The sequence below is a fragment of the Staphylococcus sp. Y174-1 genome (genome assembly GCF_049897865.1).
GTDB lineage: Bacteria > Bacillota > Bacilli > Staphylococcales > Staphylococcaceae > Staphylococcus > Staphylococcus saprophyticus.
The window spans coordinates 115432-131211 of record NZ_JAFCXB010000002.1 but is presented as its reverse complement, the minus strand read 5'-3'; the positions used below and the strand labels follow the sequence as shown (position 1 = coordinate 131211).

16 protein-coding genes and 1 riboswitch are annotated in these 15780 nt (G+C 33.8%); of the genes, 11 read left to right on the top strand and 5 right to left on the bottom strand.

Features of this window, described 5'->3' with window-relative positions; genetic code table 11:
- Window positions 1-83 precede the first annotated feature (83 nt).
- The 6 genes from ACP7BT_RS07445 to ACP7BT_RS07420 all read left to right on the top strand — a co-directional run bounded on the left by ACP7BT_RS07445 (window position 84) and on the right by ACP7BT_RS07420 (window position 6672).
- On the top strand, window positions 84-1262 hold the full coding sequence (locus tag ACP7BT_RS07445) for a SulP family inorganic anion transporter (RefSeq protein WP_002482528.1): 1179 nt from the start codon (window positions 84-86) through the stop codon (window positions 1260-1262).
- Window positions 1262-2386, top strand: coding sequence for an amidohydrolase (locus ACP7BT_RS07440; protein ID WP_002482529.1), 1125 nt, complete (start codon window positions 1262-1264; stop codon window positions 2384-2386). Before ACP7BT_RS07445 ends, ACP7BT_RS07440 begins: the two co-directional genes overlap by 1 nt.
- Before the next feature lie 80 nt (window positions 2387-2466).
- The gene (locus ACP7BT_RS07435) at window positions 2467-3348 is read left to right on the top strand and encodes an SDR family oxidoreductase (protein WP_002482530.1); all 882 of its coding nucleotides are present in this window, start codon (window positions 2467-2469) and stop codon (window positions 3346-3348) included.
- Between the two features lie 203 nt (window positions 3349-3551).
- Window positions 3552-4163: a flavin reductase family protein gene (locus tag ACP7BT_RS07430; RefSeq protein WP_041079152.1), complete on the top strand. Its 612-nt coding sequence runs from the start codon at window positions 3552-3554 to the stop codon at window positions 4161-4163.
- A 130-nt stretch (window positions 4164-4293) separates the two neighbouring features.
- Window positions 4294-4394, top strand: a riboswitch (SAM riboswitch).
- A gap of 115 nt (window positions 4395-4509) precedes the next feature.
- The gene (locus ACP7BT_RS07425; RefSeq protein ID WP_041079151.1) at window positions 4510-5802 is read left to right on the top strand and encodes a Na+/H+ antiporter NhaC family protein; all 1293 of its coding nucleotides are present in this window, start codon (window positions 4510-4512) and stop codon (window positions 5800-5802) included.
- Window positions 5803-6165: 363 nt separating this feature from the next.
- Window positions 6166-6672, top strand: coding sequence for an SRPBCC family protein (locus ACP7BT_RS07420; protein ID WP_037537852.1), 507 nt, complete (start codon window positions 6166-6168; stop codon window positions 6670-6672).
- A 90-nt stretch (window positions 6673-6762) separates the two neighbouring features.
- Here ACP7BT_RS07420 and ACP7BT_RS07415 read toward each other — a convergent pair whose 3' ends face one another.
- Window positions 6763-7530: a MurR/RpiR family transcriptional regulator gene (locus ACP7BT_RS07415; RefSeq protein ID WP_002482534.1), complete on the bottom strand. Its 768-nt coding sequence runs from the start codon at window positions 7528-7530 to the stop codon at window positions 6763-6765.
- 215 nt (window positions 7531-7745) lie between these two features.
- On the opposite strand from ACP7BT_RS07415, the gene ACP7BT_RS07410 reads away from it, so the two are divergent.
- Complete coding sequence (locus ACP7BT_RS07410) at window positions 7746-9332, top strand: alpha-glucoside-specific PTS transporter subunit IIBC (RefSeq protein ID WP_041079148.1); 1587 nt, start codon at window positions 7746-7748, stop codon at window positions 9330-9332.
- Between the two features lie 334 nt (window positions 9333-9666).
- Here the strand turns inward: ACP7BT_RS07410 and ACP7BT_RS07405 are convergent, their stop codons facing one another.
- Window positions 9667-10197 (bottom strand): hypothetical protein, encoded by a 531-nt coding sequence (locus ACP7BT_RS07405; protein ID WP_002482536.1) that lies wholly within the window; start codon window positions 10195-10197, stop codon window positions 9667-9669.
- A 258-nt stretch (window positions 10198-10455) separates the two neighbouring features.
- Between ACP7BT_RS07405 and ACP7BT_RS07400 the strand changes: the two genes are divergently transcribed.
- The 3 genes from ACP7BT_RS07400 (at window position 10456) to ACP7BT_RS07390 (ending at window position 12397) form a co-directional block, all read left to right on the top strand.
- The gene (locus ACP7BT_RS07400; protein WP_037537856.1) at window positions 10456-11370 is read left to right on the top strand and encodes a bile acid:sodium symporter family protein; all 915 of its coding nucleotides are present in this window, start codon (window positions 10456-10458) and stop codon (window positions 11368-11370) included.
- 186 nt (window positions 11371-11556) lie between these two features.
- Complete coding sequence (locus tag ACP7BT_RS07395) at window positions 11557-12201, top strand: HAD-IA family hydrolase (protein WP_002482538.1); 645 nt, start codon at window positions 11557-11559, stop codon at window positions 12199-12201.
- Window positions 12202-12205: 4 nt separating this feature from the next.
- Window positions 12206-12397: a hypothetical protein gene (locus ACP7BT_RS07390; protein ID WP_002482539.1), complete on the top strand. Its 192-nt coding sequence runs from the start codon at window positions 12206-12208 to the stop codon at window positions 12395-12397.
- A 47-nt stretch (window positions 12398-12444) separates the two neighbouring features.
- Here the strand turns inward: ACP7BT_RS07390 and ACP7BT_RS07385 are convergent, their stop codons facing one another.
- Genes ACP7BT_RS07385 through ACP7BT_RS07375 form a run of 3 tightly spaced genes read right to left on the bottom strand, consistent with a single transcriptional unit; the run spans window position 12445 to window position 13888 of the window.
- On the bottom strand, window positions 12445-12630 hold the full coding sequence (locus tag ACP7BT_RS07385; protein ID WP_002482540.1) for a hypothetical protein: 186 nt from the start codon (window positions 12628-12630) through the stop codon (window positions 12445-12447).
- Window positions 12627-12986, bottom strand: coding sequence for a hypothetical protein (locus tag ACP7BT_RS07380; protein WP_002482541.1), 360 nt, complete (start codon window positions 12984-12986; stop codon window positions 12627-12629). Before ACP7BT_RS07380 ends, ACP7BT_RS07385 begins: the two co-directional genes overlap by 4 nt.
- A 56-nt stretch (window positions 12987-13042) precedes the next feature.
- Complete coding sequence (locus tag ACP7BT_RS07375; protein WP_002482542.1) at window positions 13043-13888, bottom strand: formate/nitrite transporter family protein; 846 nt, start codon at window positions 13886-13888, stop codon at window positions 13043-13045.
- Window positions 13889-14319: 431 nt separating this feature from the next.
- Here ACP7BT_RS07375 and ACP7BT_RS07370 point away from each other — a divergent pair, with 431 nt between their 5' ends.
- Window positions 14320-15708 carry an amino acid permease gene (locus ACP7BT_RS07370; protein ID WP_037537857.1) on the top strand — a complete coding sequence of 463 codons (1389 nt, stop codon included), beginning with the start codon at window positions 14320-14322 and terminating at the stop codon, window positions 15706-15708.
- The last annotated feature ends 72 nt before the right edge of the window (window positions 15709-15780 follow it).

Below are 15780 nucleotides of genomic sequence, written 5' to 3'. Positions count from 1 at the left end.
TTTTTTTGTATTATTTTAGGCAGAGTTGATTAAATATTTCGACAATTATGATACCATATGGTTAAAGCAATTTGGAGGTGACAATGAATGTGCGTCACATAAGTTATTTTAATCAGTGGCACGGGGCATTAGTCACCAATATGCTTGCAGGTATTTTGTTGGCACTCGCGTTACTACCCGGTGCAATTGCTTTTTCCTTTATTGCAGGTGTAAGTCCAACCATAGGTATGCTAAGTACTGGACTTATGATGTTAGTTATAAGTTTGACCGGCAATCGAACATTAATGGTGTCAGCACCAAGTAGTGGTGTTTCTTTAGTTGTCGCACCGCTTATGTCTAGCCACGGTATGCCCGCTGTAATATTGGCTACGTTAATTATGGGAATAATACAAATTTTGATGGGTATTTGCCGAATCAATAAATTATTAGATTATATTCCCACAGGTGTTGTTATAGGTTTTATGAATGCATTAGGTGTATTGTTATTTACATCGCAACTAAAAAATATACTAAATATTTCAAACGCGACCTATGTCATAGCGGTGGCATCTTTTTTAATTATTTGGTTAGCACAAAGATATATCAGATTTATGCCGGCACCATTGATTGCGATTATTATTTTAACGATATGTGCATGGTGGCTTAAACCAGATATTGTCTATGTACACCATTTAGCATCATTGCATATTCATGTACCGATGCTGTCATTTCCAGATGCAATGTATGATATGCATATCGTTGGTATTTCAAGCATGTATGGAGTGACAATGGCAATTGTTGCTGTTGTACAAACGACATTAACAGCGCGGATGATGGATGCAGTTACTACCACTAAAAGTGATAAAAATAAAGAAACGATAGGGCAAGGTATTGCTAATACAATTGTCGCTTTATTTGGTGGCTATGGTGGTAGCGCACTTGTGGGTCAATCGCGATTTAATGCAACGATGGGAGCTACATCGAGGGTATCAACATTGATCACGGGTGCTTTTTTACTCATTAGCTTATTCGTTTTTGGAGATATTATCGGTCAAATACCAATGGCAGTGCTAGCAACTGTATTAATAACGATTTCCCTTAATACATTTGATAGGAGAACGATTTCATTTGTTAAGGTATCTCCAATAAAGCATGGGGCGATCGTTGTACTTACAATGTTGATTATTTTAAGTACGAATAACCTAGCGGCCGGGGTTGTGCTTGTTAGTTTACTATACTATTTGATTCAAGGGTTTAATAAAAGGAAAGGACGTGACATATAATGCCACAATACGAAGACTACATAAATTGGAGAAGAACATTTCATCAATATCCAGAGCTATCAGATGCAGAATATGAAACAACAAAACGTATCAAACGCATCTTAGCATCATATGATATTAAAGTTTTAGATTTACCATTAGAAACAGGACTAGTTGCAGAGGTTGGACAAGGTGATCAATTCGTTGCAGTTAGAACAGATATTGATGCACTACCAATAGATGAGCAAGTGAAACATGAATTCACTTCGACCAATGAAGGTGCGATGCATGCATGTGGACATGATATTCATATGGCTAGTGTGCTAGGGGTCGCAGTGAGATTAAAAGAAATAGAAAATCAACTCAACGGACGCGTGCGCATTATTTTTCAAGCTGCAGAAGAATTGGGCTATGGCGCAGTGAAAGTTGCTAATACAGGTGCAATTGACGGTGCGAAAGCCGTGTTAGGTTATCATAATTATCCAACGTTAGATATTGGAGAATTTGCGGTTAAATCGGGGGTTATCACATCTTCTGTAGACCGTTTCGAATTTAAAATTAAAGGTAAAGGTGCGCATGCTGCTAAACCAGAACAAGGTAACGACCCAATGATTGTATTGGGACAGTTGATTAATAGTGTTCAGTCTATTGTGAGTAGAAATTTATCAGCATTTGATAATGCAGTTGTTACAATTGGAGAAGTATCATGTGGGAATACATGGAATGTTATTGCAGACGAAGCCTATGTGCAAGGTACTGTGAGAAGTTTTGATGAAGATAAACGTGTACTGATTGAAGAAAGATTAAGAGCCATTGGAAGCGGACTTGCTGAAGTATTTGGCGTAGACATTGAAACGTCTTATCACCGCTTGCCTGGTGCTGTGGTTAATGATGAGCAATTAACAAATGATGCAATAGCAATTGCCAAAGAAGTTGGATACAATGTCAGTGTTATGGATAAACCGTTGACGATTGGCGAAGATTTTTCTGGTTTTTCTAATAAGTATCCAAGTGTATTTGTCTTTATTGGTTCTAATAGTGAATATGATTTGCACCATCCAAAATATGACCCAGATGAACGTATTTTAGAAAAAGTACCTGACTATTTTGTTACTTTTGTACAAAAATTATTGAATGAAAATTAAGGCAATATACTTAAATTATGATTAGACAATAGAAATGTTGGGTATTTAATAACTAGTTCATAATTTAAGGAGTGTTCTTAATGGCAGGTCAAGATCCAAGAACTAAATTTTCAAATAAAGATTTTCCAAAACAAGAACAACCAGTTCCAGGTTTACAAAGTAAGTTAGATCCAAAGCCTGATTGTGGTGAAACATCCTATACTGGTTATGGTCGTTTAAATGATTATAAAATGTTAGTTACTGGTGGAGACTCAGCTATAGGCAGAGCAGCAGCTATTGCTTACGCTAAGGAAGGCGCTGATGTAGCAATTAATTATCTTCCAGCAGAACAACAAGATGCAGAAGAAGTACAACAAGTCATTGAAGCAGCAGGAAGAAAAGCTGTCTTAATTCCAGGTGACATTAGAGATGAACAATTTAATTACGATTTAGTTGAAACAGCTTACAACGAACTTGGCGGGTTAGACAATGTAACCATTGTCGCCGGTCATCAACAATATAGAGAAAGCATAAAAGGTTTTGACACAGCTTCGTTTTCAGAAACATTTGAGACGAATGTTTATCCAATATTTTGGACAGTTCAAAAAGCAGTAGATTATTTACAAGCTGGTGCAACCATTACGCTGACCTCTTCAGTTCAAGGTTACAATCCAAGCCCAATTTTACATGATTATGCTGCTTCAAAAGCTGCGATTATTTCATTAACGAAAAGTCTATCCGAAGAACTCGGTGCGAAAGGCATTCGTGTGAATTGTGTTGCGCCAGGACCATTTTGGTCACCATTACAAATTTCTGGTGGTCAACCGCAATCTAAAATTCCGAGCTTTGGACAAAAGGAAGTCTTGGGCAGAGCAGGTCAACCTGTAGAATTATCAGGCACATATGTACACTTGGCAGCTGAAGAATCCAGTTATACAACAGGTCAAGTATATGGTGTGACAGGTGGTACTCAGTTAGACTAGGTTATATGAAACGTCACAGCTAATGTGGAGATGATTCAATCACATTAAAGTTGTATCATCTAAACCCTGTGACTTCTAGCTTGATAAGCGAATATTACAATGAGTCATATAGCCGACGTTATATGGGCGAGATTGAGAAATCAAATTCAATGTTTGGTTTCTGTCTCGCTTTTTTATTATTTTTAAAAGGAGTATAAATGTGGATGAAACAATATAACGCAAACACATTAACGAAACAACAGAATTATAAATTACTAAGTGGTAGTGTTATTCCAAGACCAGTTGCATTTGTGACAACACAGGATAAAGATGGGAATTTAAATGCTGCACCGTTCAGTTTTTTTAATGTTGTATGCAGCGCACCTCCTATGATTATGATTTCTACTGCACGTTCACAAGGAAAGCGCAAAGATACATCGTTAAATATTGAAGAAACAGGCTCATTTGTAGTTCATATTACAGATGAAATGACTGTAGAACAAATAAATAAAACGGCTGCACCTATAGACAGAACACTAAATGAATTAGAAAGAACGCAGTTGACATGTGTGAAATCAGAAGTCGTGCCTGTACCAGGTGTGGAACAAGCCAAAATTCGAATGGAATGCAAACTAAATCAAATCGTTACATTAGGCGATGCTCAAGAAGGATCAGATTTAATCATTGGTGAGGTTGTGATGTATCACATTGATGAGGCAGTTTACTTTGATGATAGTAAAATAGATGCACAAGCATTAGCGCCTGTGGCACGTTTAGCTGGAAATGATTATGCTGCATTAGGACAATCATTTACGATTAATCGACCAACAGAGTAATTTATAAATGATAAGACTGAAGTCATTAGCTCATCAGCTAATTGTTAAGATTTGTTAAAGTTTAAGCAAGAATTTAAAACAGTAATTGACGAAACTAATTTAATATTGTACTGTGAAAAATAAATTAAATAACTTATCAAGAGAAGTGGAGGGACTGGCCTGTGGATACTTCGGCAACATGATTATGCGTGTGCCAATTCCAGTAGCATCATTTATGCTAGAAGATAAGAATAAATGTACAAAGTTTACTCTTTCTTCAATTGGAAAGAGTTTTTTATTTGAGTAAGTTTATTTAATGGTAGAAAAATTGATGTTCTGTTTGAACTTAAAGGAAAGTTGGTTTTGTATGGAGGAGACAAAGAAAGGTAATGCATGGGCACTGATACCTTTAATTATTTTTGTGGGTATGTTTTTAGGTGTTGGTATCATTACCGGCGATTTCACTACAATGCCCCTAAATGTTGCGATACTAGTAGCGACAATTGTGGGACTTGTATTAAATAGAAAAGAATCATTTCAAAAGAAAGTTGAAATTTTTACTAAGGGTGCAGGACATTCCAATATTATACTAATGATGCTCATTTTCTTATTAGCAGGAGCGTTTTCGCAAACAACTGAAGATATGGGTGGCGTAAAATCTACAGTGAATTTGGGACTATCTTTGATTCCTGAGAATTTAATCATTGTAGGTTTATTCGTGATATGTATGTTCGTGTCACTTTCTATGGGTACATCCGTGGGCACTGTAGCAGCTATAGCGCCTGTTGGCTTTGGACTAAGCCAAGCAACGGATGTCTCTGCAGCCATCACTATGGCGACGGTCGTAGGTGGGGCGATGTTTGGTGATAATTTATCAATGATTTCAGATACAACGATAGCTGCGGTAAGAACTCAAAAAACAAAAATGAGTGATAAGTTTAAGGTGAATATCAAAATCGTGTTACCTGGTGCCATATTTACTGTCATTGTACTTTGGTTTTTAACAAATGGAGCACAAATTGATGCATCTAAGAGCTACGATTATGATCTTATAAAAGTAGTACCTTATTTATTTGTACTCATACTCGCATTATTCGGCGTCAACGTTATTATTGTACTTATTGGCGGTATTATACTTTCGGCAATTATAGGTTTATTTTATGGTACCTTTGATTGGATTGGGTTATTAAGCTCTATTTCTAAAGGGATTATTGGCATGGAGGATATTGCCATTATTGCACTATTAATTGGTGGTCTAGTGGCATTGATACAACACAATGGTGGTATTACATGGTTACTTAATTTTGTGCGTAATAGAGTGAAATCTAAGCGTGGCGCAGAACTAGGAATTGCTGGCTTAGTGAGTGTGGCCGATATTTCAACTGCTAATAATACGATTTCTATATTAATGGCAGGGTCATTAGCTAAAGACATTTCAGATGAATATGGTGTAGATCCGCGTAAATCAGCAAGTATTCTAGATATGTTTGCAAGCTGTTTCCAAGGACTATTACCGTATAGTCCACAGCTTATTGCAGCAGCAGGTGTGGCATCTATATCACCGTTTGAATTGGTACCGTATGCGATTTATCCGATGATATTAGGGATTTGTGGTCTGATTGCTATCGCCTTTAGATTGCCGAGATTGGACAAGAAATAAACCCTAACAATCATGTGAAGTGAATATTTCATATGTATGGATGATTAACAGTCGTCATGCAAAATTGTTAAGTTTAATATAAATTGAGAGAGTGGGGAATCTTATGTATTATTTGATTTCTGACTCTCTTTTTTAAGTATAGACTAACGGCGTAGTACACGATGCTTTATTAAGTTTAATCCTAATTGTTAAAGATTTAAGAATGCAAAATTTTGACGTTTACTGACTATTAACGATAAAATAAAGTTGTTGAAAGTTTGATAAAATCATACAAACCACTCATATTTCGTATGATTATAGTTTAGAAGTCTTGTATAATGCGTTAGAATAGAAATAAGAGTGAAAGTAGGTGAACAATCCATCGTGGCTAAATATAATGTAGAGAATGAAAATGTTGAGATACGTCTTGAACGATTATTTAAAGTTGAACCAGAATTGTTATATCAAGCGTGGACAGATGAACGTTTTCTTAAACAATGGTTTATGACAACAGAAAGAACAAATAAATCAATACAAGTAGATGCTGAACAAAATGGAAACTATACGATTATTGATGTAAGAAAAGGCAAAGAAAATAAAATTCAAGGATCATATCGTACGTTAACGCCTTTTGAATATATTGTAATGACCATAGGTATGCCAGAGCTAAGTGATTCTGAAGATACGATAGAAGTTGAAATATTCGAAAGAGCACCTGGCATCACACAAATGATTTTCAATTATATTGCGTATGTTCCTAGAGAACGTAGACTTACAACATTAGAATATAAGCAAAAGAAAAAAGAATACCATGATTCTACTGCACATGGTTTTGAAATGTTATTTGATAAACTACAAATTGCATTAGAAACATTTGAAGCGGAATTATAATTATAAAAAACGACAAAATATCATTTTAATACAAATAAAAAAAGGACTTACAAGCATGCTAAATGAATTGATTGCTTGTAAGTCCTTTTTTTAGTGTGTGTTGAGTTCGCCTTTTTCTTGGCGTTCATTATATTTCCGTAGCAATGTTTCGAAAAAGATATGATAACTGATAAAGCTAGAGTAATCTATACCATCTACGAGATAAAACGTATTACTCGAAACATAGATATTATAATTTGCTTTTTGTGCTAGCGTGTTATCTTTCAATGTAGTTACTGAGAAAAAGTATTTTTGACGCAGTTGCAGTAAATTAGTGATATCTGAAAGTTGCGTTGTTTCTCCGGAAAGCGAAATGATAAAAAAGATATCTTTCGGTGTTGCTTTATTTAAGACCATTTTAAATTCATGAACATCATGTAGGACAATAATATTCTTATGAATTGTTAATAAAATCCGTTGTGCTTCTTGAGCAACATTCATCTGAGCTAAACCTGTACCGTATAGATAGACCGTTTCGGCTTGGTTAATTTTATCGGTAATCAGTTCATAATCAATGCGCTCTAAATAAGTGAACGTATTTTCAATTTCTTGTTTAAATCCTTCAATAGAGTCGGAAGGTAGCTGATGTGATTGTTCTGTTTCAAATTTTAAATAAGATTTAAAATCACTGTATCCGTCAAACCCAAGCTTACGTGTAAAACGATGGATCGTCGCATTGGATGCATGGGTATTCGCAGCTAATTCTTGTATTTTCATCGTTTTACATTGATTAATATGTGTATTAATAAAATGTGCTATATGTAAATCATTTTCGTTTAATTTATTAAAGTTATTATTGACGCGTTCATCTAAAAACAATGGTAATCACCTCACACTTCATGAAAATATTTTCGACTTTTGAAAATATAATCTGATTATACAAAATTATTCCAAATGACGTCAAACTATTGTTTTTATGTAAGCGTTTCCTTTAATATTAAGCATAAGCAATGAATACGATTGAATATAATAATAAAGTATAGATGTTTTAAATTTTTGAAAATTGAACTGATAGGAAATGAGGGAACATAGTTATGAACGCAATTAAAAGGTTTGGCAGTGCAATGATCGTACCTGTATTAATGTTTGCTTTCTTCGGTATTGTACTTGGGTTTGCAACACTATTTAAAAATCCATCAATTATGGGGAGTATTGCAGAAGAAGGAACGAATTGGTTTAAGATTTGGTCTGTGATTGAATCAGGTGGTTGGACGATATTTAATCACATGGAAATCGTCTTTGTAGTAGGTTTACCTTTATCATTAGCTAAGAAAGCACCAGGACACGCTGCCTTAGCTGCATTAATGGGTTACTTAATGTTTAATACATTTATCAATGCAATACTTACGCAATGGCCACATACATTTGGCGCAAATTTGGAAAAAGGTGTTGAAAATGTAACAGGCCTTAAAGCGATTGCTGGTATTGAAACGCTCGATACAAACATATTAGGCGGTATTATCATCTCCAGTATCATAACTTGGATACATAATCGCTATTACAGTAAACGTCTTCCTGAAATGTTAGGTGTATTCCAAGGATTGACATTTGTTGTTACGATTTCATTCTTTGTTATGTTGCCAGTTGCATTAATTACTTGTATTATTTGGCCAACTGTACAAGGAGGCATTTCATCATTACAAGGATTTATCATAGGTTCAGGTTATATTGGTGTATGGTTGTACCATTTCTTAGAGAGAGTGCTTATTCCAACTGGCCTACATCATTTCATTTATGCACCAATTGAAGTCGGCCCAGTAGTGGTTAATCACGGTTTGAAAGCCGAATGGTTCGAACATGTCAATGAGTTTGCTAAGAGTACGAAACCATTAAAAGAACAATTTCCTTATGGCTTTATGCTACAAGGTAATGGTAAAGTATTTGGTGCTATTGGTATTGCTTTAGCAATGTACTCTACGACACCTAAAGAAAATAAAAAGAAAATTGCAGCATTACTTATACCAGCAACATTAACTGCAGTCGTTGTAGGTATTACGGAACCATTAGAATTTACATTCTTATTTATTGCACCTTATTTATTTGTATTACATGCATTATTAGCTGCTACAATGGATACATTAATGTATGGATTTGGTCTTGTCGGTAATTTTGGCGGGGGACTTTTAGACTTCTTCGCAACAAACTGGATTCCTTTAGCACAAAACCATTGGCTAACATACGTATTCCAAATAATTATTGGTCTTATATTTACAGCAATATATTACTTCTTATTTAGATTTTTAATTTTAAAATTCAATATTCCACTTCCTGGTCGTAAAAAAGATGAAGAAGATGTGAAATTGTATAGTAAACATGATTATAAAGATAAAAAAGGAGAAACAAAAACAACTGCATCTACTGGAAATGAGTATGAAGATAAAGCAATTTATTATTTAGAGGGCTTAGGTGGTAAGGAAAATATTAAAGATGTTACTAATTGTACGACACGTTTGAGATTGACTGTTAATGATCCAGAGAAAGTAGAAGATAGTGGGTATTTTACGCATAACCAAATGTCGCATGGATTAGTTAAGAGTGGTAAGAACGTACAAGTCGTTGTGGGTATGTCTGTGCCACAAGTAAGAGAGGCTTTTGAAAATATAGTCAATGAATCGCAGTAAAGTATAGTGGATTTTAGGGAGTGGGACAGAAATCATATTTTCTAATAGAGCTTTCGTGGTCCCACCCCGGCAAGGATGACTAGGATTGAAAATAGCTTGATATAAGCGCATTTTCACTTCAGTCATCTACTGCCTAAATTAAAAAGAACCTGAGACATCTATTTATGCCTGAGGCTCTTTACATTTTCACTTCAGTCATCTACTGCCTAAATGAAAAAGGGTCTGAGACATCTATTTTTGTCTCAGACTCTACTTAGTTATATTGGAATTATTTCATGTCAATGCTATTTTAGAAAAAACGATATGTCATCCTTATTCCAAATTTATGTGAAGTTTATGAAATTCTTACTTTATGCATCAGTCTTGGTTGGTATACTGCTCCGAGTACATCTATATTATGCGTTGCAACTAAATATATTAATTTTGCAAATATAGAAGGTGAACATGAAACATTTATCTTGTTTCTATTGAAGGTATAAGAGATATAGTCAGTTTGATTGATTAAATTCATGATGTCGATGACTTTATCTTTTATAAATGCATCGTGTAGACCATCTACGACTAATTCAAAACGTTTCGATGATAATAATAAGTGATCTAATGCTAACAGTTCATCTGAATGTGCACTTTCTAGTATTTGATAGATGGCATAATTATGAAAACTTAAAAAGCTAATCAAATATGGTAGCTGTTGTTTCGGTAAATTTATCTCTAAAGCATATAAATTATTTTTCTTGAAAATAGTGAATTTAAAAGAATTACAAAAGTGAATTTGTTTTAAAAGTTTTGTTAAGTGCTTTCTCGTCACGCGCTTACCAAGACCTTCAATATTTAACACAAACGTTTCAGTTTTATCTAAAAACATATTATACCCCCAATATCTATATAAAGTGTTTTATCGTTATTAATCATAATATTCTATTACACTTAAATTTTTACATATTTATATTTCTATTAGATTGTACCACTCTTTTTTACAGTAAGCACTAGGTCTATAGAATGAAGTTGAAAAAAATTTAAACACTAGTATTTTAAAAATTAGAATATTTAGAAAATTCAGTTGTTTAAGGGCTTAAAGTATGATACATTTTTCTTTGTTAATACATAGAGGGAAGTGTTTAGGATGTTATCAAAAGTTAGTAGATTTGCCACCAACACATTCTTAGTATGGATGTTAATTGCTGCAATTATTGGATTTATTTTTCCAGCACAGTTAGCTACATTGAGCGGATGGGTACCATATTTATTGGGTATTGTGATGTTGGGGATGGGGTTAACAATTAATCCCAAAGACTTTAAAATTGTATTTCAGTCGCCACGTTCAGTTATTATTGGCGTCATTTTACAATATACGATTATGCCATTAACGGCATTTTTAATAGCAAAATTATTTCATTTACCACCAGAAGTTGCAATTGGTGTTATATTAGTAGGCTGTTGTCCAGGAGGGACATCAAGTAACGTTATGAGTTACTTAGCTAATGCGAATGTTGCGCTATCAGTTGCCATCACAAGTGTTTCAACTTTACTTGCGCCAATTATGACACCAGCATTAATATATTTATTTGCGCATGAATGGCTACAAGTTTCATTCATGAGTATGTTTTGGTCAGTCATTCAAGTTATATTGATACCGATATTGATTGGTTTTATATTACAAAAGGTATTCAAGAATTTTGCGGCCAAATCTGCTACGGCATTGCCAATTGTATCTGTAGTTGCTATTTCATTAATTTTAGCATCAGTCGTTGGAGGGAGTAAATCACAGATTCTTGAAACTGGTTTATTAATCTTTGCTGTTGTTATCTTGCATAATATAGTAGGTTATACACTTGGTTATACGCTAGCACGTATATTTAAACTAGAGAAAGCAGACAAGAAAGCAGTATCTATTGAAGTTGGGATGCAAAATTCTGGTCTGGCAGTATCGTTAGCGACTGTGCATTTTAGTCCGCTAGCAGCTGTTCCGGGTGCAGTATTTAGTTTAGTACATAATATTACAGGTCCAATTTTAGCAAAATACTGGAATAAACGTTAAAATCTTAATCAACAGTGGGTACACAAATGACACTACGACTTTAAGTAGTGAATTTAGGTACCCACTTTTTTTGGTGTGAAATTGATAAGATAAAGAAGATTAATTACACTTGAAATTATGATAAGCTAGTACTAAATAGAAACGATTAAATTATTGAATTGTGAAGCAATTATTGGAGGCATATTCATGTATAAAGCAGTGGTATTTGATTTTGATGGTACGATGATTGATACAGAAAAACATCTATTTGAAATCATCAATAAACATTTAAAACAGCATAAGCAAAATGAAATTAGCTTAGACTATTATCGACAATCAATTGGTGGTGCTGCAACCGCATTACATAATTATTTAGAGGAAGTACTTGGTATTGACAATAAAAATAAAATTTATGAAGAGCATCATGAAACAAGTGTGGATTTACCGATTATTGAATCTGTACAAAAGTTAATGGATTATTGTAAACAACGCCATATATCAATGGCAATCGCAACAAGTAGTTATCGAGAAGATATTCTGCCAACATTTAAAAACTTAGGTTTAGATGCTTATATAGATATTATTGTAGGACGTGAGGATGTTGCAGCAATTAAACCGAATCCAGATCCATATTTAACAGCAGTGCAAAAACTAAATTACAATCCTACGAATTGTCTTGCGTTAGAAGACTCTGTTAATGGTGCCACGGCTGCTGTTACCGCAGGATTAGATGTCATTGTTAATACAAACGAGATGACAGAATTACAAGATTTTAATGAGGTTGCTTATATAGGAAAAGATTTATCTGCAGAAGAGATTATAAAATTATGTTTTGAAAATAATAGGGGTTAATACTATGAATGGTTATTTGATATTGTTTTTCTTAGGTGGACCTATCGTATTAGCGATTGGTAATTTAGTACTAGGACCTATTTTTAATAAAAAGATACCGTTTCATATTCATTTCCGTTCGTTTATGGTGGGTACTTTAGTTTATTTATTAGGCGCAGCAGCGCTTTATTATTTTGTCTTACAAAATCAATTTTGATATTAAAAAAGGCTGTCGTGTTAAAACACGGCAGCCTTTTTATGTTTCTATGATAAAAATTTAAATAGAAGTGTTACGATAACAAGAATAAGTAGAATCGCATCGATTCCCACCATAATGGCAAAACGAGGATTCTTTTCACCTGTTTCTTTTGATTTTTTAACAGCTTTAAGGTTGGGTATCAAACTTACGATTAACAAAATCATAACAACAACGCCTAAGATAATACTCATGATTTGTCACCACCATTTTTATTTTTTGCAATAAATTCCCATACATAACCAGCAATAATCCCGAGAATTAAGCCAATGACAATACCTACTTTCAGAGCGGAGAATATCGCACTAATGAGTATTGCAATAAGTAATGCGATTGGAATGGTTATTCCAAATTTATATTTTCTTTCAGGTGAATTTACTATAGAGAAAAGCACAAAATATAAAATGCCAAAGACAACGATGACAAGTATACTTTTTAATATGAGTTGCCCAATGGAACTATCGGAACCACTAAAATAATTTAATACGAAAAATAACACACCAAAAATGATGGAAATCGTAATTGTACGTTTCAGTAAGTGTTGATTCATATAAAACTCCTTTGTAATCAAATCTAATAAAGAGTATACCATACAACGTATTTAAGTTAATGTTTCACTGGTTTAGTTGATACTTCGTGATCATATTGATGGTGATCATTTAAATATGCATAGAATAAACCTATAATTAAACCACCCCCGATATAATTCCCAATACCTGCACCAATCAGATTGATAACTGCAGGAGTTAAAGCTAATACGTTACTATGATAAATGAGACCGCCTGCGAAAAGGACAGTGTTGTATACGACATGTTCATAACCCATAAATGCAAAAATTGACACACCAAACATCATGACAAACATTTTAGCTAAAATATCATCTATTTGCATCGCAATGACTAAAGAAATATTAATGAAGAAATTTGCAAAAATACCTTTAATTAATATCGCTATCAAACTTGAAGATAATGTTTTATGTTCAATGGTTGCCTCTAATTGCGTAAACATATCAACTGTCATAACATCAGAGCCTTTTAATATAAGAAAGAAAACTAGGCCACCTAAGGCATTCCCAATGAAGCAAAGCATGAAGATTTTTAAAATACGAGTTGGACTGATAACGCGATAATATAAACCAACAGTAAAATACATAAAGTTGCTTGTCAGTAGCTCTGAATTTGTAAATAGTATTAAAACAAGCGCAAAACTAAATGCGACAGCAGCCACTAAATTGATAACACCTGTGGGAACATGTGTATCAAGAGAAGCTTTAATAAGTAATACAAATACTGTGATGACACCTAATATAAATCCAGCCATGATGGCGCGAAGTAAATAACGTTTGAAATAAAAACTTTGAAGTATATCCTTTGTTCTTATTGTATCTACTACATGATTTATCCAAGATTTACCGTAAAAGACTTTATCCCATTTAACATTTTTTTCGTTCACTTTATTATCCTCACTTTCTTTAATTAAGCATAGTATACTACGAAGTGATTAAATTGTGAATATTTTCACAAAATATATTTTGATAAGCTATAAAGTATTTAAGCGATGTTTGAATAAAATGAATTTTCCTTATGAACCTCAATCATTGAATATCATGCGCAAAGTACTGATGGATAGTGATATGGTGCTTTCTTTAAAACCTATTTATATAGGTGTTTAAAACCTATATTTAAAAAATGTAGGATTGAAGTAATAAAATAATAAAAAAAGACTTTGCTTTTTTTACTAAAATCGCATACAATTAATGACGGTAAATGTAAGCCCTTACATAATTCAAAATAATTGTTTAAATTTTTTGAATTTATAGTATAATAGCGACATAATAAGTGAAATGAAATTTACTTATATTTGAAAGAGATGGGGTTTGAATGATGGAAGAAAATAATGAATTACAAAGGGGATTAGGTGCTCGTCAAATGCGTATGATCGCTCTTGGCGGAACAATCGGTGTTGGATTGTTTATGGGGGCAACCAGCACTATAAAATGGACAGGTCCTTCTGTGATATTCGCATATTTAATTGCAGGTATCTTTTTATTCTTAGTAATGAGAGCAATGGGAGAAATGGTTTACTTACATCCAACTTCTGGTTCTTTTGCTAACTTTGCAAGTGATTACATACATCCAGTGGCAGGGTACTTAACAGCTTGGAGTAATATATTCCAATGGGTTGTTGTAGGAATGAGTGAGGTCATTGCCGTTGGAGAATATATGAACTACTGGTTCCCAGATTTACCACAGTGGATTCCTGGTGTTATTGTGGTTGCACTATTAGCAGGTGCAAACCTTGTATCTGTTAAGGCGTTCGGTGAATTTGAATTCTGGTTTGCAATGATTAAAGTTGTAACAATTATATTAATGATTGTTGCTGGCTTTGGATTAATTTTCTTTGGACTTGGTAATGGTGGAGAAGCGATCGGCTTATCTAATTTATGGTCACATGGTGGTTTCATGCCTAATGGTTGGATTGGATTCTTCTTTGCGCTATCAATTGTTATTGGTTCATATCAAGGTGTGGAATTAATTGGTATTACAGCTGGTGAGACGAAAGATCCGCAGAAAAATATTAAAAGTGCGGTTAATGGTGTTATCTGGCGTATATTAATTTTCTATATTGGTGCAATTTTTGTGATTGTTACTGTTTATCCATGGGATGAATTAGGAAACATAGGTAGTCCTTTTGTAGCAACATTTGCGAAAGTAGGTATTACCTTTGCAGCTGGTTTAATTAACTTTGTTGTATTGACTGCAGCAATGTCAGGTTGTAACTCAGGTATATTCAGTGCTAGTCGTATGACATTGAACTTATCTCAAAAAGGCATGTTACCTAAATTCTTTGGTAAAGTTATGAAAAATGGTGTTCCAATTTGGACTGTACTTGCCATTGCAATGGGTATTTTAATTGGTGCATTATTAAATGTTATCTTACCTTTATTCATTAAAGGTGCAGACAGTATTTTTGTTTACGTATATAGTGCGTCAATCTTACCTGGTATGGTACCGTGGTTTATGATTTTAATTAGTCATTTAAGATTTAGAAAAAATCATCCTGACGAATTAGATGGTCACCCGTTCAAGATGCCTGGTGGTGCTATAACAAACTATATTACGATGGCATTCTTTATAATGGTATTGATCGGTATGTTGTTTAATAAAGAAACCGTCGTTTCAGTTGTAATTGGTATTATATTCTTATTATTTATGACATTATTCTTTTTCTTAAAAGGCTATCATAAATTGAGTAAAGACAAACTGATATAAGTAAAGTAAATATCAGAAATAGCTTGAATGCTTATTGAAGTATAACGAGTCTGAGACAAAAATAGATGTCTC

Coding starts and splice junctions, on each gene's coding strand:
- ACP7BT_RS07445 (WP_002482528.1), top strand. CDS start 84: ATGAATGTGCGTCACATAAGTTATTTTAATCAGTGGCACGGGGCATTA.
- ACP7BT_RS07410 (WP_041079148.1), top strand. CDS start 7,746: ATGAACGCAATTAAAAGGTTTGGCAGTGCAATGATCGTACCTGTATTA.
- ACP7BT_RS07435 (WP_002482530.1), top strand. CDS start 2,467: ATGGCAGGTCAAGATCCAAGAACTAAATTTTCAAATAAAGATTTTCCA.
- ACP7BT_RS07425 (WP_041079151.1), top strand. CDS start 4,510: ATGGAGGAGACAAAGAAAGGTAATGCATGGGCACTGATACCTTTAATT.
- ACP7BT_RS07380 (WP_002482541.1), bottom strand. CDS start 12,986: ATGAATCAACACTTACTGAAACGTACAATTACGATTTCCATCATTTTT.
- ACP7BT_RS07395 (WP_002482538.1), top strand. CDS start 11,557: ATGTATAAAGCAGTGGTATTTGATTTTGATGGTACGATGATTGATACA.
- ACP7BT_RS07390 (WP_002482539.1), top strand. CDS start 12,206: ATGAATGGTTATTTGATATTGTTTTTCTTAGGTGGACCTATCGTATTA.
- ACP7BT_RS07440 (WP_002482529.1), top strand. CDS start 1,262: ATGCCACAATACGAAGACTACATAAATTGGAGAAGAACATTTCATCAA.
- ACP7BT_RS07385 (WP_002482540.1), bottom strand. CDS start 12,630: ATGAGTATTATCTTAGGCGTTGTTGTTATGATTTTGTTAATCGTAAGT.
- ACP7BT_RS07405 (WP_002482536.1), bottom strand. CDS start 10,197: ATGTTTTTAGATAAAACTGAAACGTTTGTGTTAAATATTGAAGGTCTT.
- ACP7BT_RS07370 (WP_037537857.1), top strand. CDS start 14,320: ATGGAAGAAAATAATGAATTACAAAGGGGATTAGGTGCTCGTCAAATG.
- ACP7BT_RS07400 (WP_037537856.1), top strand. CDS start 10,456: ATGTTATCAAAAGTTAGTAGATTTGCCACCAACACATTCTTAGTATGG.
- ACP7BT_RS07430 (WP_041079152.1), top strand. CDS start 3,552: ATGAAACAATATAACGCAAACACATTAACGAAACAACAGAATTATAAA.